At 65.5% G+C, this 21,383-nt stretch carries 19 protein-coding genes; 11 read left to right on the forward strand and 8 right to left on the reverse strand.

Features of this window, described 5'->3' with window-relative positions; translation table 11 throughout:
- Nucleotides 1–114 precede the first annotated feature (114 nt).
- Nucleotides 115–3,756 (forward strand): vitamin B12-dependent ribonucleotide reductase, encoded by a 3,642-nt coding sequence (locus tag AB2B41_RS13860; RefSeq protein ID WP_367878400.1) that lies wholly within the window; start codon nt 115–117, stop codon nt 3,754–3,756.
- A 473-nt stretch (nt 3,757–4,229) separates the two neighbouring features.
- Here AB2B41_RS13860 and AB2B41_RS13865 read toward each other — a convergent pair whose 3' ends face one another.
- A complete protein-coding gene (locus tag AB2B41_RS13865; RefSeq protein ID WP_367878401.1) occupies nt 4,230–4,733 on the reverse strand; it encodes an RNA polymerase sigma factor in 504 nt (167 codons plus the stop codon).
- A gap of 242 nt (nt 4,734–4,975) precedes the next feature.
- Here AB2B41_RS13865 and AB2B41_RS13870 point away from each other — a divergent pair, with 242 nt between their 5' ends.
- Nucleotides 4,976–5,233: an EF-hand domain-containing protein gene (locus AB2B41_RS13870; protein ID WP_367878402.1), complete on the forward strand. Its 258-nt coding sequence runs from the start codon at nt 4,976–4,978 to the stop codon at nt 5,231–5,233.
- Between the two features lie 106 nt (nt 5,234–5,339).
- Here the strand turns inward: AB2B41_RS13870 and AB2B41_RS13875 are convergent, their stop codons facing one another.
- Complete coding sequence (locus tag AB2B41_RS13875; protein ID WP_367878506.1) at nt 5,340–6,878, reverse strand: trimethylamine methyltransferase family protein; 1,539 nt, start codon at nt 6,876–6,878, stop codon at nt 5,340–5,342.
- Between the two features lie 446 nt (nt 6,879–7,324).
- Between AB2B41_RS13875 and AB2B41_RS13880 the strand changes: the two genes are divergently transcribed.
- On the forward strand, nt 7,325–7,921 hold the full coding sequence (locus AB2B41_RS13880; RefSeq protein ID WP_420014298.1) for an outer membrane protein: 597 nt from the start codon (nt 7,325–7,327) through the stop codon (nt 7,919–7,921).
- A 66-nt stretch (nt 7,922–7,987) separates the two neighbouring features.
- On the opposite strand, the gene AB2B41_RS13885 is transcribed toward AB2B41_RS13880, so the two are convergent.
- On the reverse strand, nt 7,988–9,157 hold the full coding sequence (locus AB2B41_RS13885) for a pyridoxal phosphate-dependent aminotransferase (protein ID WP_367878404.1): 1,170 nt from the start codon (nt 9,155–9,157) through the stop codon (nt 7,988–7,990).
- A gap of 226 nt (nt 9,158–9,383) precedes the next feature.
- On the opposite strand from AB2B41_RS13885, the gene cysS reads away from it, so the two are divergent.
- From cysS to AB2B41_RS13905, 4 genes are all read left to right on the forward strand, one after another.
- Complete coding sequence (gene cysS / locus AB2B41_RS13890; protein WP_367878405.1) at nt 9,384–10,769, forward strand: cysteine--tRNA ligase; 1,386 nt, start codon at nt 9,384–9,386, stop codon at nt 10,767–10,769.
- 139 nt (nt 10,770–10,908) lie between these two features.
- Entirely contained in the window at nt 10,909–12,534 is a 1,626-nt protein-coding gene (gene cimA / locus AB2B41_RS13895; protein ID WP_367878406.1) for a citramalate synthase, read from the forward strand.
- The gene (locus AB2B41_RS13900) at nt 12,531–13,268 is read left to right on the forward strand and encodes a class I SAM-dependent methyltransferase (protein ID WP_367878407.1); all 738 of its coding nucleotides are present in this window, start codon (nt 12,531–12,533) and stop codon (nt 13,266–13,268) included. Before cimA ends, AB2B41_RS13900 begins: the two co-directional genes overlap by 4 nt.
- Nucleotides 13,265–14,041 (forward strand): squalene/phytoene synthase family protein, encoded by a 777-nt coding sequence (locus AB2B41_RS13905; RefSeq protein ID WP_367878408.1) that lies wholly within the window; start codon nt 13,265–13,267, stop codon nt 14,039–14,041. The genes AB2B41_RS13900 and AB2B41_RS13905 overlap by 4 nt, the downstream gene beginning before the upstream one ends.
- A gap of 4 nt (nt 14,042–14,045) precedes the next feature.
- Here the strand turns inward: AB2B41_RS13905 and AB2B41_RS13910 are convergent, their stop codons facing one another.
- Nucleotides 14,046–15,260, reverse strand: a complete 1,215-nt coding sequence (locus AB2B41_RS13910; protein WP_367878409.1) for an MFS transporter — start codon at nt 15,258–15,260, stop codon at nt 14,046–14,048.
- Nucleotides 15,261–15,397: 137 nt separating this feature from the next.
- Between AB2B41_RS13910 and AB2B41_RS13915 the strand changes: the two genes are divergently transcribed.
- The 3 genes from AB2B41_RS13915 (at nt 15,398) to AB2B41_RS13925 (ending at nt 17,430) form a co-directional block, all read left to right on the forward strand.
- The gene (locus AB2B41_RS13915) at nt 15,398–16,042 is read left to right on the forward strand and encodes a DNA-3-methyladenine glycosylase family protein (RefSeq protein WP_367878410.1); all 645 of its coding nucleotides are present in this window, start codon (nt 15,398–15,400) and stop codon (nt 16,040–16,042) included.
- Nucleotides 16,042–16,707, forward strand: a complete 666-nt coding sequence (locus tag AB2B41_RS13920) for an alpha/beta hydrolase (protein WP_367878411.1) — start codon at nt 16,042–16,044, stop codon at nt 16,705–16,707. The genes AB2B41_RS13915 and AB2B41_RS13920 overlap by 1 nt, the downstream gene beginning before the upstream one ends.
- A 138-nt stretch (nt 16,708–16,845) precedes the next feature.
- Nucleotides 16,846–17,430 carry an HNH endonuclease gene (locus AB2B41_RS13925; protein WP_367878412.1) on the forward strand — a complete coding sequence of 195 codons (585 nt, stop codon included), beginning with the start codon at nt 16,846–16,848 and terminating at the stop codon, nt 17,428–17,430.
- A 303-nt stretch (nt 17,431–17,733) separates the two neighbouring features.
- Here AB2B41_RS13925 and AB2B41_RS13930 read toward each other — a convergent pair whose 3' ends face one another.
- Entirely contained in the window at nt 17,734–18,786 is a 1,053-nt protein-coding gene (locus AB2B41_RS13930; protein WP_367878413.1) for an ornithine cyclodeaminase, read from the reverse strand.
- Between the two features lie 11 nt (nt 18,787–18,797).
- Nucleotides 18,798–19,718: an arginase gene (gene rocF / locus AB2B41_RS13935; protein ID WP_367878414.1), complete on the reverse strand. Its 921-nt coding sequence runs from the start codon at nt 19,716–19,718 to the stop codon at nt 18,798–18,800.
- 109 nt (nt 19,719–19,827) lie between these two features.
- On the opposite strand from rocF, the gene AB2B41_RS13940 reads away from it, so the two are divergent.
- Complete coding sequence (locus AB2B41_RS13940; protein ID WP_367878415.1) at nt 19,828–20,253, forward strand: Lrp/AsnC family transcriptional regulator; 426 nt, start codon at nt 19,828–19,830, stop codon at nt 20,251–20,253.
- Here AB2B41_RS13940 and AB2B41_RS13945 read toward each other — a convergent pair.
- On the reverse strand, nt 20,250–20,714 hold the full coding sequence (locus tag AB2B41_RS13945) for a disulfide bond formation protein B (protein ID WP_367878416.1): 465 nt from the start codon (nt 20,712–20,714) through the stop codon (nt 20,250–20,252). The genes AB2B41_RS13940 and AB2B41_RS13945 overlap by 4 nt on opposite strands.
- Nucleotides 20,711–21,289, reverse strand: a complete 579-nt coding sequence (locus AB2B41_RS13950; protein ID WP_367878417.1) for a YqaA family protein — start codon at nt 21,287–21,289, stop codon at nt 20,711–20,713. Before AB2B41_RS13950 ends, AB2B41_RS13945 begins: the two co-directional genes overlap by 4 nt.
- Between the last annotated feature and the right edge of the window lie 94 nt (nt 21,290–21,383).

Genomic DNA, 21,383 nt, shown 5'->3' on the forward strand with positions numbered 1-21,383 from the left:
AGGGTCGGTGAACGGGATTTCCGTGTCCGCTTGGCGAAGGAAGGGGTGGGCGCAAGCTGCGAAAAAGGCAAGCGGCGCTCTGGAAATTAGGACAGTTAGCTAGAGGCAGCGCAAATGAAAATCGAACGCAAATTCACCAAGGCCGGCAAGGATGCCTATGCAGACCTGGATTTCGTCCACACGATCTCCGAAATCCGCAATCCCGACGGCTCTGTTGTCTTCAAGCTCGACAACGTCGAGGTGCCCGCAAGCTGGAGCCAGGTTGCCAGCGACGTGATTGCGCAGAAGTACTTCCGCAAGGCAGGCGTGCCCTCGAAGCTGAAGAAGGTGAAGGAAAAGGGCGTGCCCGAATTCCTGTGGCGTTCCGAGGCCGACGAAGGCGCGGAACTGGGCGGTGAAACCTCCTCCAAGCAGGTGTTCGACCGCCTTGCCGGTGCCTGGGCGTACTGGGGCTGGAAGGGTGGCTATTTCTCGACCGAGGAAGACGCCCGCGCCTACTATGACGAAATGCGCCACATGCTTGCCTCGCAGCGTGCCGCACCGAACTCTCCGCAGTGGTTCAACACCGGTTTGCACTGGGCCTACGGCATCGACGGCCCCGCGCAGGGCCACTACTATGTGGACTACAAGACCGGCAAGCTCACCCGCTCCAAGTCTTCCTACGAACACCCCCAGCCGCACGCCTGCTTCATCCAGTCCGTGCAGGACGATCTCGTCGGTGACGGCGGCATCATGGACCTCTGGGTGCGCGAGGCGCGTCTCTTCAAGTACGGCTCGGGCACGGGCACCAATTTCTCCTCCCTGCGGGCCGCGGGTGAGAAGCTGTCGGGCGGCGGCAAGTCGTCCGGTTTGATGGGTTTCCTCAAGATCGGCGATCGTGCGGCCGGCGCCATCAAATCGGGCGGCACCACCCGCCGCGCGGCCAAGATGGTGATCGTCGACGCCGACCACCCGGACATCGAGGAATTCATCAACTGGAAGGTGCTCGAAGAGCAGAAGGTGGCAAGTATTGTCGCCGGCTCCAAGATGCACGAGCGCCAGCTCAACGAAATCTTCGCCGCCATCGGCGCCTGGGACGGTCTTGAGGCCGACGCCTACGATCCGGCCAAGAACGAGCAGCTGAAAACCGCGATCCGCGCCGCGAAAAAGGCTGCGATCCCCGAGACTTACATCAAGCGCGTGCTGGATTACGCCAAGCAGGGCCATACCAGCATCGAATTCCCGACCTACGACACCGATTGGGACTCCGAGGCCTACAACTCCGTCTCCGGCCAGAACTCCAACAACTCCATCCGTGTCACCAACGCCTTCCTCAAGGCCGTGGAAAAGGACGCCGATTGGGAACTTACCGACCGCGTCACCGGCAAGATCGCCAAGACCGTGCGCGCCCGCGACCTGTGGGAGCAGGTGGGCCACGCCGCATGGGCCTGCGCCGATCCGGGCATTCAGTACCACGACACCGTGAACGACTGGCATACATGCCCCGAAGACGGCGAAATCCGCGGCTCCAACCCGTGCTCTGAGTACATGTTCCTCGACGACACCGCCTGTAACCTCGCCTCGATGAACCTGCTCACCTTCCTCGAGGACGGCACGTTCAACGTCGAAGACTACATGCACGCCACGCGCCTCTGGACCGTGACGCTGGAAATCTCCGTGCTGATGGCGCAGTTCCCCTCCCAGGAAATCGCACAGCGCTCCTACGACTTCCGCACGCTGGGCCTGGGCTACGCCAACATCGGCGGCCTGCTGATGAACATGGGCTACAGCTACGACAGCGACGAGGGCCGCGCCCTCTGCGGTGCCCTGACGGCGATCCTGACGGGCGTCTCCTACGCCACTTCCGCCGAAATGGCGGGCGAGCTGGGCGCCTTCCCGGGCTACGCCAAGAACGCCGAGCACATGCTCCGCGTGATCCGCAACCACCGCAACGCCGCCTACGGCAGCACCAAGGGCTATGAAAAGCTCGCGGTGAAGCCCGTGCCGCTCGACCACGACAACTGCCCGCAGCCGGGTCTGGTGGACGTGGCCATGTCCTGCTGGGACGAGGCGCTGAAGCTGGGGGAAAAGCACGGCTACCGCAACGCGCAGGTCTCCGTGATCGCCCCTACCGGTACCATCGGCCTCGTCATGGACTGCGACACCACCGGCATCGAGCCCGACTTTGCCCTCGTGAAGTTCAAGAAGCTCGCCGGCGGCGGCTACTTCAAGATCATCAACCAGTCGGTGCCCGCCGCCCTTGAAAAGCTCGGCTACGGCTCCGCCCAGATCGAAGAGATCATCTCTTACGCCGTGGGCCATGGCACCATCGGCAATGCGCCCGGCATCAACCACACCACGCTCATGGGCCACGGTTTCGGCCCGAACGAGCTGGCCAAGGTCGACGCCGCGCTCAAGCAGGCCTTCGACATCCGCTTCGTCTTCAACCAGTGGACGCTCGGCGAGGAGTTCTGCACCGGGGTGCTGGGCATCCCCAAGGAAAAGCTGAAAGACCCCACCTTCGACCTGCTCAAGTCCCTCGGCTTCTCCCGCAAGGACATCGAGGCCGCCAATGACCACGTCTGCGGCACCATGACCCTCGAAGGCGCCCCGCACCTCAAGACCGAGGACTACGCCGTCTTCGACTGCGCCAACCCCTGCGGCAAGAAGGGCAAGCGATTCCTCAGCGTGGACAGCCACATCCACATGATGGCGGCCGCCCAGTCCTTCATCTCGGGCGCGATCTCCAAGACGATCAACATGCCCAACGATGCCACCATTGAGGACTGTCAGAAGGCCTACGAGTTGTCGTGGTCCCTCGGCATCAAGGCCAACGCGCTCTACCGCGACGGCTCCAAGCTGAGCCAGCCGCTGGCCGCAGCACTGGTGGAGGACGACGACGAGGCAGCCGAAACGCTCGAAACCGGGACGCCGCAGGAAAAAGCCGCCGTGCTGGCCGAAAAGATCGTCGAGAAGGTCATCGTCAAGGAGATCGTCAAGTCGCACCGCGAACGCATGCCCCAGCGCCGCAAGGGCTATACGCAAAAGGCCATCGTCGGCGGGCACAAGGTCTACCTGCGCACCGGCGAATATCAGGACGGCTCCCTCGGCGAGATCTTCATCGACATGCACAAGGAAGGTGCCGGTTTCCGCGCGATGATGAACAACTTCGCCATCGCGGTGTCGGTCGGCCTGCAATATGGCGTGCCGCTGGAGGAATTCGTCGACGCCTTCACCTTCACCAAGTTCGAACCGGCGGGCATGGTGCAGGGCAATGACAGCATCAAGAACGCGACCTCTATCCTCGACTATATCTTCCGCGAACTGGCGGTCAGCTACCTCGACCGTACGGATCTGGCCCATGTGAAGCCCGAAGGTGCCACCTTCGACGCCATCGGCGCGGGCGAGAAGGAAGAATCGGTCGGCAACGTCTCCGAACTGTCCGAGACCGCCGCCGCCAACTCGCTGGAGGTGCTGCGCCAGATCAGCTCGACCGGCTATCTGCGCAACCGCCTGCCGCAGGAGCTGCTGGTGGTGCAGGGGGGCATCGATGCAACGGCAAGCCTCGCCCCGGAACTGAGCCAGGGCGGCATCGTTGCCGAGATGACGGCGACCACCGCCGTCGCTACCGGAGCCGTGACGCTGGATGCACGCACCAAGGCCAAGATGCAGGGCTACGAGGGCGAGGCCTGCGGCGAATGCGGCAACTTCACCCTGGTGCGCAACGGCACCTGCATGAAGTGCAACACCTGCGGCGGGACGTCGGGGTGTAGCTGAGGGACTTCGGGGCGCTGAAAGGCGCTCCAACTGAGACCGGGTGGGTTCTCGCGTATCGCGTTGCGATACGCTGCCACCCACTCGTCGCCCCGCGACGCGGGGCGACGGACACGGAGCGGGTGCGCTCGCTCTGGACGACGTTCAGGCCGCAGGCAAAAAATACCGAGCGGTTAACATATTGAGCCTGAACGGCGAAACTCAACGGAGGGCTTCGGTCCTCCGTTTTTTCTTCTCACTGCTCCAAACCGGACAAGCCCCCCTTTAGCCAAAGCGTCTCAGCCCGGCCCGGATGACTGACAGGCAAGAGACATCCAAACACGCTTCGATGTCCCGGCTCTCCCGTTTGTCTTTTGCCCCGACATGCCCCTCTTTCTGGCCATATAAAGTCCCGGGGGTTGCCCATTGTGCGCCATTGCTCAAGCGCAATGGGCGACGGCAGAGCCCCAGTCCGCCCCCGCAACCAGCCCAGGCGTTCAAAGCAACTCCACCACCGACCCCTCCAGCCCAATCTCCACCCGCAACCGCGCCCGCGCTCGCCCCAGTCGCGACATCACCGTGCCCACGGGCAGCCCCAGCCGCCGGGCCAGCACCTGCGGGCTCGTCTCGCCGCCCATCACCAGCCGCATCAGCAACGCCTGGTCCTCGGGCAGCCTGTCAATGGCCGCGCAAAGCTCCGCGCAGGCGATGCGGGCAGGGGCAAGGGGGGCGGCCTCGACCATGTCCTCGGTCAGCTCCTCCGTCACCTGCCTGCCACGCCAGCGCTGGCGCGCGATGTTGCGCAGCATGGTCATGGCATAGCGCTCGGGTGCCTCGATGCGGCGCTTCTCGACCAGCACCTGCCAGAGCCGCAGCGCGGTTTCTTGGGCCATGTCCTCGGCCTCCTCGGACCGGGCGCTCAGCCTGCGCGCGCGGCGCAGAAGCTTGGGCATGAGGTCCGACAGGGTCCCGGGCCCATCCTTCCTCTCGATCTTGCTCATGGTCACCTCCGATCATTTGCGCGGAGGATGACGCACCTGCGGCTCGCAATCACCGCGGGAGATTCCGCCGATCGCGCGGCAGGGCCCTTTTTGGGCGGTGCCTTGCCCATCGCGACAGCGCCCATCGGCGGCGCGCTGCAGGGGGGCCAGCCGGCCGGGATGGAAGCGGCGGCTCAGGCATCTGACGGGGTGAAGGCGGCAAAGCCTTCGAGCAAACCAAACCCCAGAAAGGGAGTATCCAGATGACCAAGACGATCAAACTGACCTTCGCCGCCCTTGCGGCTTCCTGCCTGCCGGCCTTCGCCATGGGCGCAGGCGCCGCGGAAGTGGACGCCAACGGCGACGGCATCCTCAGCGCGACGGAAGTGCAGGCCGTCTATCCCGATGTCACCGCCGAGCAGTTCTCGGCCATGGACCTGAACGCGGATGGCGCGCTGGACGATGGCGAGGTGCAGGCCGCGCAGGAAGCGGGCCTGATGCCCGCGCCCTCCGAGGGGTAGGGGTCATGCGGTGCGGTGGGGGCGCGGCAGTTCAGCCGTCGCCGCAACGCATGAAAGAGGCCCGGCACCCCCAGCGCCGGGCCTCATTTATTGCGTTTCCAGTGCCTTACGCGGGCAGGTGAATGTTGAACCGCGCCCGGATCGCCCGATCGGTTTCGGCATCGAACCGCGCGCGTGACCGCTGCGCTAGGATTTCTTCCTTCTTGGCCGTGGCATTGCGCACCAGCTCGGGCTTGCCCAGCTCGTCCCATTCCTTGGGCGAAGACCGGTTTCCCAGACGCGGATAGACGTGATCCGTCTCCATGCGGCTCAGCGTCTGCTCGGTGCCGAGGTAATGACCGGGCCCGCCCAGACAGACCTCGCGCATCTGGTCGAGCGCCAGCGTCTCGTCGTTCACCTCGATCCCCCGCACGCAGCGCAGCGCCTGTCCGATCAGATCGTCGCCCAGGATCAGCGATTCGTGACAGAACCCCAGGAGCGAGGCATGCATGCCCGCCGCCTCGTAAACCATGTTGAGCCCTGCAAGTCCGGCCATGACGTTCGAGCACATCTGCTCCCATCCCGCCTGCATGTCGGGCATCTTCGCATCCGCGATCCCGCCAGCGGCGCCGCCCGGCAGCCCGTAGAAATGGTGCATCTGCGCACAGCCCGCCGTCAGCAGCGCCTGTTCGCCCGAGCCGCCCGTCATCGCGCCCGACCGCAGGTCGAGCCCGAAGGGCCATGTGCCGAAGATCGTCGGATGCCCCGGCTTGACCGCGTCCACATAGACCAGCCCCGCAAGGCATTCCGCGACCGCCTGCACGATGGCCCCCGCGACGGTCGAGGGCGCGGTGGCCCCTGCCATGCCCGCCGACAGCAGCAGCACCGGCATGCCGCCCTTGATGCATTCCTCCATCACCCGGCAGCTTTCGGTGGCGAATTTCATCGGTGGGACAACAAAGCAGTTGGAGTTCGACACGAAGGGCCGCTCGCGCCACTTGTCCTCGCCGCCCGCGATCATGTGCAGCAATTCCAGCCCGTTGGCCACGAAGTCGGGATCGGTGAAGGAGACGCCGACATGTTTCATCGTGCCCGCGCAGCAGGCGTAGATCGAATTGAGGTCCATCTCGCGGTTGTCGGGGATGTCGCGGCAGACCATGGGACGCTGCAGGAAGTGGATGTTGTCGAGCGTATCGGTGATCCGCGCCGCATCGTGCAGGTCCTGTACACCGCATTCGCGGTAGCTGTTGTCCTCCACATCCACCAGATGCACCGCCGCACCCGCCGTGCCGTAGTGGACGCGGGTACCAGAGAGTTCCAGATCATGTGCGGGATCGCGGGCGAATAGCGTCACCGCCCGGTTGGCGCGCGCCAGCGCGTCCTCGACAAGTGCGGAAGGGAATCGGATGCGCCCGTCATCCCCCTGCACAGCACCCGCCTCGGTCAGGTACGCCACGCCGGTTTCCGGCGCATCGGCAAGGCCGATCTCTTCTAGCGCGGTCAGCGCCGCGCGGTGGATGGCCTCGACGCCGGCTTCGGTCAGGGGTTTGTAGGTGCCGCCCTCCATGCCGGGGCGAATGGGGCGCATGTGGTCGGGCAGCGCCTTGGCGCGGGCCGCACGACGGGCGGCACGGCCGCCACTGCGCAAGGGGGTCTGGTCTGTCATTGTCATGGTCCGGATAGGGTCAGGGAAAGGGGGGCGGTTCAAACCGCCAGGGGTCTGCCGCGCGCCGCGCGACCGCGATCCGCACCGATGGTCCGGCTGACCCTGCTGATGATGCAAATATCCGCTTTCATCCCGCGTTCCCTTTTGATCGAAACTGCGCAACCGGGCCGCGACATTCTGTCCCGTTTGCGCCACCGCCGCCTGTTTGCGACCCGTGCAGGTGCAGCACTGGCACCGGCGGCACTCCGCCGATCTCCGGCCCGTACCCCTTGCTGCGCTGGATTTGGCCGATGTCCGAGGCCCTCCGGCGCAACTTCCCGCCCATCGCAAGGCCGTGAGGTGAAAGCCTGGAACTCTCCGACTATCTCGGGGATTGCCCGGATGATCCCGCCGGAAAAGGCGGGGCAGAGACTGAGCGCTCGACAAGATAAGGAAGGAGCAGAATGATGAATTACAAAGCGACACTGAGCATCGCCGCCCTGCTCGGCGGCATGAGCATCGGCGGCAGCGCCCTCGCAGGGAGCCTGCAGGACCCCGTCGTGGAAACGCCGGTCGCCGCACCGCCCGTGGCGGTGCCCGTCAGCGGCGACTGGACCGGGTTCTACACCGGTCTGCAGCTTGGCTATGCCGATGTCGACGGCGACGCGGGGCTGGAGGGTGACAATGGCATCTTCGGCTTTCACGCGGGGTATGACTACGACTTCGGCGATTTCGTCCTCGGCGGCGAACTGGACTACGATCAGGCCGACGTTGATCTCAACGGCGGGGTGGAGACGCTCGATTCGGTCGCGCGTCTGAAGCTCAAGGGCGGCTATGACCTCGGCAATACGCTGATCTACGCCACCGCGGGCGTGGCGCGTGCCGATACCTCGCTCGGCGATGAAACCGGTCCCTTCGCGGGTCTCGGGATCACTTACCGGGTGACCGACCGCTACACCATCGGTGCCGAGATTCTGGAACACCGTTTCGAAGACGTGGGCGGCACGGCGGGCGCCGATGTCGACGCCACCACGATCACGCTGCGCGGTTCGCTGCGGTTCTGAGGACCGCGCCGAGAACGTGGCAGAGCAGCGAAGGCCGGCGCGTTTGGCGTGCCGGCCTTTCCCGTTTCAGATCAGGCTTTCGGCAAAGGCACAGAGCGTGCGCAGCGCGCCCTCGAAGGCCCGATCCTCGATGGTCATGGCCACGCGCAGATGGCCTGCCGCGGCCTGACCGAAGCTTTCGCCGGGCATCACGGCGATGTGGTGTTTCTCCAGCAGCGCCAGCGCGAAATCCTCGCCGCTCATACCGGTGCTGCGGACGTCGAGCATGAGGTACATTGCCCCCTGCGAGGGTACCAGCGCCACGGCGTTCTGCGCCGCGAGAACCTTTTGCGCCAGCGCGCGGCGGCGGCGGAAGGGTTCTGCGATTTCCGCCTCGAAGCCCGGCCCCTGACCCAGGGCAAAGACGGCGGCATCCTGGATGAACCCCGGGACGCCGTAGGTCGTATGGGTGCCGAGGTTGATCAGGTGGCCGATCACATCCGCCGGCCCGATGACCCAGCCGCAGCGCGAGCCGGTCATGGCGTGGCTCTTGGACATGGAGCCCACCACCAGCGTCCGCTCGGCCATGCCGGGCAAGGCGCGAGGCGAGAGGTGTTCGCCCTCCCAGACCTGGCTGTCATAGACCTCGTCCGAGATCAGCCAGAGATCATGGTCGCGGCAGACCTGCGCGATGCCCTCCAATGTTCTTTTCGAATAGACGACACCCGTAGGGTTGTTGGGCGTGTTGATCAGCAGCGACGCAGCACCCTCCGCATGCGCGGCAATGTCTTCCGCGCGCGGTTGGAAAGCGTCTTCGGCCCGCGTCTCAACGCGCACTGGCTCGGCGCTGGCACCGCGCAGGGTGCCGGGGTAGGTGGCATAGTAGGGATCGAGGTAAAGCGCCCGGTCGCCCGGATCGCAGGCCGCGATATGCGCAGCAAAGAGGGCCGACTGCCCGCCCGGCGTGATCATCACGTTCTCGCGCGCCGTCGGCACCCCCGTCATCGTGCTCACCCGCGCCGCCACCGCGTCCCGCAAGGCGGCCACGCCGGGGATCGAGGCATAGCCGGTATGCCCATCAATGGCCGAGCGGTGCATTTCCTGAAGAATCGGCGCGGCGGTGCGGATGTCATGCTCGCCAATCGTCAACTCCGTTACCGGTATGCCGGAAGCGATCATCGCGCGGGCCTTGTTGAACACGTCCCAGCCGTCCGAACCTCCGCCGAGAAGGTTCTCTATCCGCTTCGATGCCTGCATGCCGCCCTCCGTTATTGGCGGGCAGGGGCGCAGAGGCGTCTTGATTCGTCAATCAACTGTTGACCGGCAGCGGCCGCATCGGCTACGCCTCTGGCATGGCAATGACGATGTGCACAATTACCTGCGAAATTACCTGCTGAGAGATTTCTCGCGGGCCGTCATCCATGTCGTTTTCATTCAGATAGATATGTGGCAAGCCCGCGGGAGCCTTCCGCGAGGATGAACCATGACGATGATCAAGCTTTACAACACCGCGACCCGCCGCAAGGAGGTGTTCGAGCCCATTCGCGCCGATGATGTGCGCATGTATGTCTGCGGACCCACCGTCTATGACCGCGCCCATATCGGCAACGCGCGGCCCGCGATTGTCTTTGACGTGCTCTACCGGCTGCTGCGCCATGTCTATGGGGCCGATCACGTGACATACGTGCGCAACTTCACCGACGTCGATGACAAGATCAACGCGCGGGCGGCGGAAAGCGGGCGGCCCATCAGCGAGATCACGGCGGAGACGACGCAGTGGTATCTTGACGACATGGCGGCGGTCGGCGTGCTGGAGCCGTCGATCCGGGGCGCGCGCCACGAGGACGCGATGCCGCGCGCGACGGCCTATATCGGCGAGATGATCGCGATGATCGAGGATCTGATCGCTAAGGATCACGCCTATGCCGCCGAGGGGCATGTATTGTTCCGTGTGCGGTCCTATGCGGACTATGGCAAGCTGTCGGGGCGGTCGGTCGACGACATGATCGCGGGCGCGCGGGTCGAGGTGGCGCCCTTCAAGGAAGACCCGATGGATTTCGTACTCTGGAAGCCCTCGGACGACGACACGCCCGGATGGGACAGCCCCTGGGGCCGGGGGCGTCCAGGCTGGCATATCGAATGCTCGGCCATGGCGCATGAATTGCTGGGTGAGACATTCGACATCCACGGCGGCGGGAATGACCTGACTTTTCCGCACCACGAGAACGAGATCGCGCAGTCGCGTTGCGCAGGCCACGGGTTTGCGCGGTTCTGGATGCACAACGAGATGCTGCAGGTCGAGGGCAGGAAGATGTCCAAGTCCTTGGGCAATTTCTTTACCGTGCGCGATCTGCTGGATCAGGGGGTGCCGGGGGAGGTCATTCGCTTCGTGTTCCTCTCCACGCATTATCGCAAGCCGATGGACTGGACCGAGAAGAAGCGGGCCGAGGCGGAGAAGGTGTTGCGCAAGTGGTATGAGCAGGTGGCGGGGGCCGAGACGGCAGAGCTTCCACAGACGGTGATCGCGCTTCTGGCCGATGACCTTAACACCCACGGGGTGCTGGCAGAATGCCACCGGATGAGCGGCGAGGGCGACATCGGCGGCTTGCGCGCGGCGCTGGGTATCTTGGGGCTGCTCGATGAAAGAATTCCCGAATGGGCGGTCGAGAAAGCCTTCGATCTGACCGACCTCGAAGCCTTCCTCGCGGATGCGCGGGCCACCGCGATGGAGACCAAGGATTTCGCGGAAGTCGACCGGATCAAGGCGGCGCTGGTCGCTGCCGGGATCGAGGTGCAGATGAGCAAGGAGGGCGTCAAGCTGACCGCCCCGCCGGGGTTCGACCGGGCGCAGCTGGAGGGGGTGTTGTGAGCGGTCTGGCCGGGCAGGGGTGGACGGGGCGTCCACCTTACGGGGGGTCGCGTAAGGTGCAGTTCACTGCACCCGCCGCCGCATTTGTTTCGCGCGCGAAACATTCGGGTAAACAACGGGTTAACCGGAGGGCGCTGCCGTGAGCAAGGAACGCCTCTACCTTTATGACACCACGCTCCGCGACGGGCAGCAGACGCAGGACGTGCAGTTCTCGACCGAGGAGAAACAGCAGATCGCCCGGGCGCTCGATGCATTGGGCGTCGACTACATCGAAGGCGGCTGGCCGGGGGCGAACCCCACGGACAATGCGTTCTTCGACGCGGCACCGCAGACACGGGCGCGGATGACGGCCTTTGGCATGACCAAGCGGCCGGGGATGTCGGCGCAGAACGACGATGTGCTGGCCGCCGTGCTGAACGCCGGGACGCAATCGGTCTGTATCGTGGGCAAGACCCATGATTTCCACGTGGAGACCGCGCTGGGGATCACGCTGGAGGAAAACCTCGGGCTGATCCGCGACAGCATCGCGCATCTGGTGGGCTCGGGGCGGGAGGCGCTCTTCGATGCGGAGCATTTCTTTGACGGCTACAAGGCGAACCCCGGTTACGCGCTCGACTGCCTCAAGACGGCGCTGGAGGCGGGGGCGCGGTGGGTCGTGCTCTGCGACACCAATGGCGGCACGCTGCCGGCGGAGGTGCACGAGATCACCAAGGCGGTGATCGACGCGGGGATACCCGGGGAGAAGCTGGGTATCCACACCCATGACGACACGGAGAACGCGGTAGCCTGTTCGCTTGCCGCCGTAGACGCGGGAGCGCGGCAGGTGCAGGGCACGCTCAACGGGCTGGGAGAGCGGTGCGGCAATGCCAACCTGACGGCGCTGATTCCGATCCTGATGCTCAAGGAACCCTATGCCAGCCGGTTCGAGACGGGGGTGAGTGCCAAGGCGCTCAAAGGGCTTGTGCGCACCAGCCGGATGCTCGACGAAATCCTCAACCGCGTGCCGCGCAAGCAGGCGGCTTTCGTGGGGGCTTCGGCCTTTGCCCACAAGGCGGGGCTGCACGCGAGCGCGATCCTGAAGGACCCGTCGACCTACGAGCATATCGACCCCGCACTGGTGGGCAACGCGCGGATCATCCCGATGTCGAACCAGGCGGGCCAGTCGAACCTGCGCAAACGGCTGTCGGAGGCGGGGCTGAAGGTCGAAAAGGGCGATCCGGCTTTGGGGCGCATCCTCGAAGAGGTCAAGGCGCGGGAGGCTGAGGGTTATGCCTATGACACGGCACAGGCGTCTTTCGAGCTCTTGGCGCGGGATGCGCTGGGGCAGATGCCGGACTTCTTCGAGGTCAAGCGCTACCGGGTGACAGTGGAGCGGCGCAAGAACAAGTACAACAAGATGATCAGCGTCTCGGAGGCCGTCGTGGTGGTGAAGGTCGATGGCGAGAAGCGCCTCTCGGTCAGCGAGTCGATGGATGCGGCGGGCAGCGACCGGGGACCGGTGAACGCGCTGGCGAAGGCTTTGGCGAAGGACCTCGGGCAGTATTCGGCCATGCTGGAGGATATGCGGCTGGTGGATTTCAAGGTGCGCATCACGCAGGGCGGCACCGAGGCTGTCACCCGCGTCATCATCGACAGCGAGGATGGCGAGGGGCACCGCTGGTCGACCGTGGGGGTGAGTGCGAACATCGTGGACGCGTCCTTCGAGGCGCTGCTCGATGCGATCCGCTGGAAGCTGGTGCGTGACATGGGAGGGAAGTCGGCGTGAGCGATGATACTCCAAGACTGGACATGACCGCGTTTTTCACGCTTCACCGCGACTTGCCGCGGGAGGGGCCGGGGGAGCCTGCGGATATCGAATGGGCGGCGGGTGTCGCGGGCACGCCCCGCAACGCACAGATGGCCGATGTGGGCTGCGGCCCCGGGGCGGATATTGGATCTCTTCTGAGCGTGGCACCGGAGGGGCATGTGACCGCGCTCGACAAGACGGCGCAGTTCGTCGAGGCCGCGCGGGAGCGATACGCGGGTGACGGGCGTGTGACGATCCTGCGGGCGGATATGGCGCGGATCAAGAATCAGTACGATCTGATCTGGTGCGCGGGGGCGGTTTATTTTCTCGGCGTGACCGAAGCGCTGAGCGGCTGGCGCAAGTCGATCCTGCCGGGCGGTGTTGTCGCCTTTTCCGAGGCCTGCTGGTTCACCGAACAGCGCCCTGAACGGGCGCAGGCCTACTTTGCGGCAGAGTACCCGACGATGACGGATGAGGCTGGCGTGTTGGAGAAGGTGAGCGCGGCTGGTTACGAGGTGCTGGGCACGCGGCGGCTGCAGGACGCGGCGTGGGAGGCCTATTTCCAGCCGATCGAGGCGCGGATCGCGATGCTGCGTGCGGGGGCGGATGCGGCGCTGACGGAGGTGCTGGACGAGGCCGAAGAGGAAATTGCGGTCTGGCGCGCGCACCGGGATGCCTTTGGCTATCTGCTGACGGTCGCGCGTCCTGCATGAGTTTCGACGCGGACCTCAACGCCTGCGCGGCCTTGGTCGAACGCGCGGACCCCTGGCGCTTTCGTGCGGCGATGGCGGCCCCGGTCGCAGCGCGGCGGGTGCTGTTTCCGCTATATGCCTTCAACGTCGAGGTGGCCCGCGCGCCCTGGGTCACGCAGGAGCCGATGATCGCCGAGATGCGGCTGCAGTGGTGGCGGGATGTCTGCGAGGAGATTGCGGAGGGCAAACCGGTCAGGCGGCACGAGGTGGCGACACCTCTGGCGGCGGCGGTGACGGCGGAGGATGCCCGGCTGCTGGATGAGCTTGTCGCCGCAAGGCGTTGGGATGTCTACAAGGATGCCTTCGAGGACGAGGGGCATTTCACCGAGTACATGGACCGGACGGCGGGGCATCTGGCCTGGGTCGCGGCGCGGCGTCTGGGGACGGCGGAGGAGCGCGTGGTGCGGGATGCCGCCGTGGCGGCGGGGATTGCCGCCTGGCTCAGGGCGATTCCAGAGTTGGAGGCGAGCGGGCGGATACCGCTTTTGGATGGGACGCGGGACGGCGTGGCGCGGCTGGCGGAAGGCGCGCTCGATCGGCTGGCGTCTGCGCGCAAGGACCGCGCGAAGGTGTCGAGTGGCGCGCCGGCGGCCCTGCTGCACGTGGGGGCGGCGGAGCCGGTCTTGCGGGCGGCGGCGCGCGATCCAGTGGCGGTTGCCGAGGGGAGGTTGCCCGATCCGGTCGAGGCGGACCGGATGAAGCTGGCTTTCAGGGCGCTGACGGGGCGCTGGTAGGGATTCAGGCGGCCGTGGTCTTGGGTCGCATGACCAGCCAGATGAGCGAGGCTCCGGCCAGCATCAGGAAGGGGATCATCGCCATGTTCACGGCGGCCCAGCCGGTGACCGCATCGCCGCCCGAGCAGTTCATCAGACCGCCCGAGGCCAGCGAGGCGAAGGTCACGCCGCCGAAGACCAAAAGGTCGTTCAGGCCCTGCATCCGTCCGCGCTCGTGCGGGGCGTGGGCCCCGGCGAGCATGGTGGTCGCCCCGATGAAGCCGAAGTTCCAGCCGAGACCCAGGAGGACGAGTGCGACAAAGAAATGCGGCAGGTCCACGCCGCTGAGCGCCACGGCGCCGGCGGCGGCGAGGATGGCGATGCCGAGGCCCATGATCTTTTCCACGCCGAAGCGGGCGATCAGGTGACCGGTGAAGAAGGAAGGCGCGAACATCGCGAGCACGTGGCTTGTTACCACGTTCGAGGCATCGGCGACGGCAAAACCGCAGCCGACGACGGCGAGCGGGGTGGAGGTCATCACGAGGTTCATCAGCGCGTAGGAGACCATGCCGCAGATCACCGCGACGGCGATGCGGGGGGTGGTGAGAAGCTCCATCCGGCTGCGGCCTTTGGGGGCGTCGACGCTGGGCACCGGGGGCTTGGGGATGTCCAGAAGGAAAAAGAGCGCCATGCCGAGAACGTTCAGCGTCATCGCGGCGAGGTAGACCGGGAAGAAGCGCATGACGGTGGCGTCAGGGCCGGCGGTAAGGACAGAGACGAGCTGCGGGCCGATCACGGCGGAGATGAGGCCGCCTGCCATGACGTAGGAGATCGCCTTGGGGCGGAAGGCGTCCGAGGCTGTGTCGGCGGCGGCGAAGCGGAAAAAGCCCTGCGAGGACATGTAGATGCCGGTGAGGTAGCTGCCCACGAGAAAGACCCAGAAATTCGAGATCGTGAGCGCATAGGCGCAGATCGCGGCACCGATGAGGCCGCCCGAGGCGCCGATGAGGAACCCCGTGCGCCGTCCGTGGCGCTGCATGAGCGGCGATAGCCATGGCGCGGTGGTCATGGAGCCGAAAACGATCATCGAGATCGGCAGGGTGGCAAGGCAAACGATGGGGGAAAGCTGCTGACCGGCGAGGCCGCCGATCACGAAGATCATGGTGATCTGGCTGCCCAGAAAGGCCTGTGCGGCCACGAGCACGGCCACGTTGCGCTTGGCGCGGGTATCGTCGATCATGCAGGTATTCCTTTTCGTGAATGCGATACTCCGACGCAGGGTCAGGGGCAACCCCCGGTGGCTGCGGCACTTGTGTGCCGGGAAGGCGCGGATATGGTCGCGGGGATGCGGGACTTGGGCGGGATGGGGCGCATGACGTGGCAGGTGCAGTGACGGCGGAAGGCAGGGTGATCCGCTGCGAGGCGGATGTCGCCGAAGGGGCCGAGTGGCTTGCGGCGCGGGAGGTGCGGTTTGCCGAGGCGCTTGAGCGTTGCGGGCCGCTGCCCTTGAGGTTGCGGCCGGACGGGTTCGCGGGGCTGCTCGATATCATCATCAGCCAGCAAGTCAGCGTGGCCTCTGCCGATGCGATCCGGGCGCGGATGGTGGAAGGGGGGCTGACCTCGGAGAATGCGGTTCTTGCGGCGGGCGACGAAGGGTTGCGCGCGGCGGGGCTCAGCCGGCCCAAGGCGCGGTATGCGCTGATTCTTGCGGAAGAAGAGGTCGATTACGCGGCGCTGCGCTCGATGCCGGATGCGGCGGTCCTTGCGCGGCTCACGGCAATCACCGGGATCGGGCCATGGACGGCGCAGGTCTATGCGATGTTCTGTCTGGGCCGGGCGGATATCTTTCCGGCAGGCGATCTGGCCCTTCAGGTTGCAGCCGAGGGACTATTCGGTCTGCGCGAGAGGCCGCGCCCGGAGGCCTTGTCCGAGATGGCACAGGACTGGTCGCCTTGGCGGTCTGTTGCAGCCCGCGCGCTGTTTGCCTACTACCGGGTGATGAAGAACAGGGAAGGGCTGTGATGACACGTGTATTGAACGCAGAGCGCCGCGCGGCGAAATCGGGGGAGACCCGGTCGATCGTTGTCTTCCTGCATGGCTACGGGGCCAATGGTGCGGATTTGCTGGGGCTGGCCGATCCACTGGGCGAGCATCTGCCCGACACGATGTTCGTGGCCCCCGATGCGCCCGAGAACGTGCCTGGCATGATGGGTGGCTACCAGTGGTTCCCGATCCCCTGGATCGACGGGTCTTCGGAAGAGGAATCGATGCGCGGGATGGAGCAGGCGGTGGTGGATCTCAACGCCTTTCTCGATGCGCTGATGGTGGACGAGGACGTGCTGCCCGAGCAGGTGGTGCTTTTCGGCTTTTCCCAAGGAACGATGATGGCGCTGCACGTGGCACCGCGCCGCGAGGATGCGGTGGCGGGGATCGTCGCTTTTTCCGGGCGGTTGCTGAACCCAGAGACGCTGGCGGAGGAAGCGCGGGTCAGGCCACCGGTGCTGCTGGTGCATGGAGATGCCGACGACGTGGTGCCGCCCCAGTCGCTGCCACAGGCGGCCGAAGCGCTGCAGGAGGCGGGCTGGCAGGACGTCTATGCCCATATCATGAAAGGCACCGGGCACGGCATCGCGCCCGACGGGCTGAGCGTGGCGCTGGCCTTCATGCGGGACAAGCTGAGCCTCTGAGCCCGCGCATCGGGAAACTGTCAAAAAACAGTTACGTATCGCCGCTAGGTCTGTCCGCGACATCTTGTGCCAAGCTTTGTCTTGCCAGAGCAAAACCACGAGATATAGTCGAATAAAAGGGGCAGAGGACGCAGTCACATGGATGGCGATTTCAGAACCGAATTCACCCGGCAGCCCGCGGGGCTGAAACACCGGCCCGCGCTGGTGCTGAACGCGGACTACCGGCCGCTCAGCTACTATCCGCTGTCGCTCTGGCCCTGGCAGGAAGCGATCAAGGCCAAGTGGCTGGACCGGGTCGATATCGTGGCCGAATACGACGATGTGGTCCGAAGCCCGACGATGGCGCTGAAGATACCCTCGGTCGTGGTGTTGAAAGACTATGTGAAACCTCAAAAGCGCGTGGCCTTCACGCGCTTTAATTTATTTCTGAGGGACGAATTCCGCTGCCAGTATTGCGGCGCGCGGGGGGAGTTGACCTTTGATCACGTGGTGCCGCGCTCGGCCGGCGGGGTGACGTCCTGGCAGAACGTGGTGGCGGCCTGTTCGCCCTGCAATCTGAAGAAGGGCTCGAAGCCGCTGCACCGGACGGGGCTGCACCTGCGCAAACCGCCGCGCCAGCCAGGGGCGGAGGAATTGCGCAACATGGGGCGGAAGTTCCCGCCGAACCATCTGCACGAGAGCTGGATGGATTTTCTCTACTGGGATGCGGAGCTGGAGGCCTGAGGCGGGGCTCATCGCGCCCCTGACGGGGGCTCTTCGCCGGTTCGGCGAAGTTGTTGACGGTGTGATTGTGGCCGGTGGTGCGGGCGCTGCGGGACCCACCATCTCAGAGACGGACCCGCCCTTGATTGATCCCCTGTCTGGCAGAAGGCCGCCGCCTTCCCAAGGGAAATAGCGGTATCCCGGCAGAGCCGGGTCCCTCCGCGATTTCCCTTGGCAAGCCGCCGTCCTTCCGCCCGCCTGATGCTCAAGCAAGGGCGGCTCCATCTCAGAGCGGGTTTGGGATGGGCCGTGTCCAGAGAGGGCCTAACCCTTGGCCCTCTGCAGCATGCCGAAGAGGTCGCGCGGGTCGTCAGGGTCGGCCAGCAGGTCCAGGGGGTGGAAGAGATCGGTGCCCGCGATGCGGTCGCGGACGTAGCGCAGGGCGGAGAAATCCTCGACCGCGAAGCCCACGCTGTCGAAAAGCGTGATCTGGCTGTCGCTGGTGCGGCCCTTGGCGGCACCGGTCAGAACTTGCCAGAACTCGGTGACCGGGTGGTCGGGGGCGAGTTGCTGAATTTCGCCCTCGATCCGGGTCTGTTCAGGATATTCCACGAAGATCGCGGAGCGGTGCAGGATCGCGGGGGCAAGCTCGGTCTTGCCTGGGCAGTCGCCGCCGATGGCGTTGATGTGTACGCCGCTGCCGACCATGTTGTCGGTGAGGATCGTGGCGTATTGCTTGTCGGCGGTGCAGGTGGTGATGATCTCGGCCCCCTCCATCGCGTCCTCGGCGGAGGTGCATTCGGTCACGCGCAGGCCCTGGCCCTTGAGGTTGGCCGCGCATTTGCGGATGGCGGCGGGGTCGATGTCGTAAAGGCGCACTTCCTCGATGCCGACGATGCGTTTCATGGCCAGCGACTGGAACTCCGACTGGGTGCCGTTGCCGATCATCGCCATGCAGCGGGCGTTCTTGGGGGCAAGGACGCGGGCCACGAGGGCGGACATTGCCGCCGTGCGGAGTGCTGTCAGCAGGGTCATTTCGCTGAGCAGCACGGGGTAACCCGAGGCGACCTCGGCCAGAAGGCCGAAGGCGGTGACGGTTTGCAGGCCCGCCTTGGTGTTGGAGGGGTGGCCGTTCACGTATTTGAAGCCGTAGACATCGCCGTCCGAGGTGGGCATGAGCTCGATCACGCCCTTCTCGGAGTGGCTGGCGACGCGGGGGGTCTTGTCGAAAAGCTCCCAGCGTTTGAAATCGGCCTCGATGTAATCGGCGATGCCGGCCATCATCTCTTCCACGCCGATGTGGTGGATGAGCTTCATCATGTGATCGACAGAGACGAAGGGCACGAGCGCCTTGTCGGAAGGGGTGAGGGCGGGCATGTGAGCGGTCCTTAGAAGGCGCGGGTGGGCCGGTCGAAGACGCGGCGGCCGAGGGCGGAGGCGGCGAGGTCGACCATCAGCTGTGCGGTGCGGCCGCGTTCGTCGAGGAAGGGGTTGAGTTCGACGAGGTCGAGCGAGGTCATCAGGCCACTGTCGTGGAGCATTTCCATGACGAGGTGGCCTTCGCGTACCGTGGCACCGCCCGGCACGGTGGTGCCGACGGCAGGTGCTACGGAAGGATCGAGGAAGTCGACGTCGAGGGAGACATGCAGAAGGCCGTTGGCGGCTTCGACCCGGTCGAGGAAGGCCTGTAGGGGGCGGGCGATGCCGTTCTCGTCGATTTCGCGCATGTCAACATGGGTGATTGCGGTTTCCTGAAGGTCCGCGCGTTCGGCCGGATCGACGGAGCGCAGCCCGATGATGGCGACGTTTTCCTGCGGGACGGGCGTGCCGATGGCGGGGAAGCCATCGAAGTCGGGGCGGCCTGTCACATAGCCGAGGGGCGTGCCGTGGAGGTTGCCGCTCTCGGTCGTGACGGGCGTGTGGTAGTCGGTATGGGCGTCGAGCCAGAGGATGAAGAGGGGCCGCGAGACGCTTTCAGCGTGGCGCATGACGCCTAGCACGGTGCCGAGTGAGAGCGCGTGATCGCCGCCCATGAAGATCGGGGTGCCGTCGGCCATGGCGGCCTCGGCGGCATCCGCGAGCGCTTCGGTCCAGGCGATGGTTTCCTCGAGCGCGATGAGCTTGGGGTGATCCTTGGGCGTGAAGGGGCGGGGCGCAACGTTGCCGCGGTCCTCGACCGTGTGGCCGAGGGTGCGCAGTGCTTCGGGCAGGCGCGCGGTGCGGTAGGCGTCGGGGCCCATCAGGCAGCCCTTGCGGGTCTTGCCGCTGTCCATGGGCGCGCCGATCAGGATGCAGTGCTGTGCCGTCATGGGATGTCCTTTCGTATAGGGTTGCCTGCTGGATATCGTGCGCATCTGGCCATCGACAAGGGATCATCTTGGCCGTAACGTGCATAGTCTGATCATATTGGAGGAATGCTTGGACGATTTGGACAGTCGAATCATCGCGGCCCTGCGTCACGACGCGCGGGTGCCGCTGTCGGACCTCGCCACCGCTCTGGGCGTGTCGCGGACCACCCTCAGGGCGCGGATCGCGCGGTTGCAGGAACGGGGCGAGATCGTGGGGTTCACGGTGCTGACGCGCGCCGATGTTCTGCGTGATCCGGTGCGCGGGCTGATGATGATCGGGATCGAGGGGCGCGGTGCGGAGCGCATCATCCGGCAGCTGGGTGGCTTGCCCGAGGTGCGGGCGGTGCATTCGACCAACGGACGCTGGGATGTGATCGTGGAGATCGGTGCGGAGACGCTGGAGGCGTTCGACGCGGTGCTGACCCGGATCAGGCGGCTTGACGGGATCGTGGCGAGCGAGACGAACCTGTTGTTGAAAACGCGAAAGGCGGGCTAAGCCCGGCGCGCTGCAGCGATCCAGAGGGCCATGAGGCCGAAGGCGATCACCGCGTTCCAGCCGGCCATGGAGAGGCCGAGGAACTGCCAGACGATCTCGTCGCACATCACGACACCGGTGGGGGTGTCGAGCGACAAAAGCGCGTTGCCGTCCATTGCGCCGAGGTCGGCGCCGCCGCCTGAACAGGAGGTCGGGCCCTCCCACCAGCGCCATTCCACGCCTGCGTGATAGGCACCGATGGCACCTGTGGTTGCGGCAGCCAAAGCGCCCAGCCAGGCCAGAAGGCGTGGGCCGCCTGCGAGGACGATTGCGCCGATGAGAACCGCGGCCCCGTGCGGCCAGCGCTGCCAGATGCAGAGCTTGCAGGGGGCAAGGCCGCCGATGTGCTGAAAGCCCCATGCGCCGAGCAGGAGGGCCGCAGAGCCGAGGGTGGCGAGGAGGATCAGGGAGTTGCGTGTCATAGGAACTTGATCGCCATGAAACCGCCCAGGAGGAGGACCACAAAGAGGGTAAACATCAGGCCGAGGCGTTTTTCAATGAACTCCCGGATGGGTGCGCCAAAGCGCCACAGCAGCCCTGCCACGATGAAGAACCGCAGGCCGCGCGCGAGGATAGAGGTGGCGATGAAGGTCCCCAGGGGCATGGCCGTCCAGCCTGACATGATGGTGATGACCTTGTAGGGGAAGGGCGTCACCCCCGCTGTCAGCACCGCCCAGAAGCCTACGTCGTTGAAACGGTCCGAGAAGGCCTCCATCGCGTCGGCCTTTCCAAGGGCGGCGAGGATCGGCTGGCCGATGGTCTCATAGGCGAAGGCACCGATGGCGTAGCCGAACAGCCCGCCGAGGACAGAGGAAACAAGAGCGACGAAGGCGATGAGGAACGCGCGGTCGGGGCGGGCGACGATCATCGGGATCATGATCACGTCGGGCGGGATCGGGAAGAAGGAGCTTTCCACGAAAGAGACCGCCGCCAGTCCCCAGAGGGCGTGGTGGTGCCGGGCAAGGCCCATGGTCCAGTCGTAGAGGCTTTTCAGCATGATATGGCTGCCCGAATTTCGTCCCCTTGCAACACCATGTCGCTTGCGCAGGGTCAAGCCCGCACAGCGTATCCTCCGGCAAATTGATCTTGCC

Origin of the sequence: Sulfitobacter sediminis (genome assembly GCF_040811725.1) — a bacterium.
In the GTDB taxonomy this organism is placed as follows: Bacteria; Pseudomonadota; Alphaproteobacteria; order Rhodobacterales; family Rhodobacteraceae; genus Sulfitobacter; species Sulfitobacter sediminis.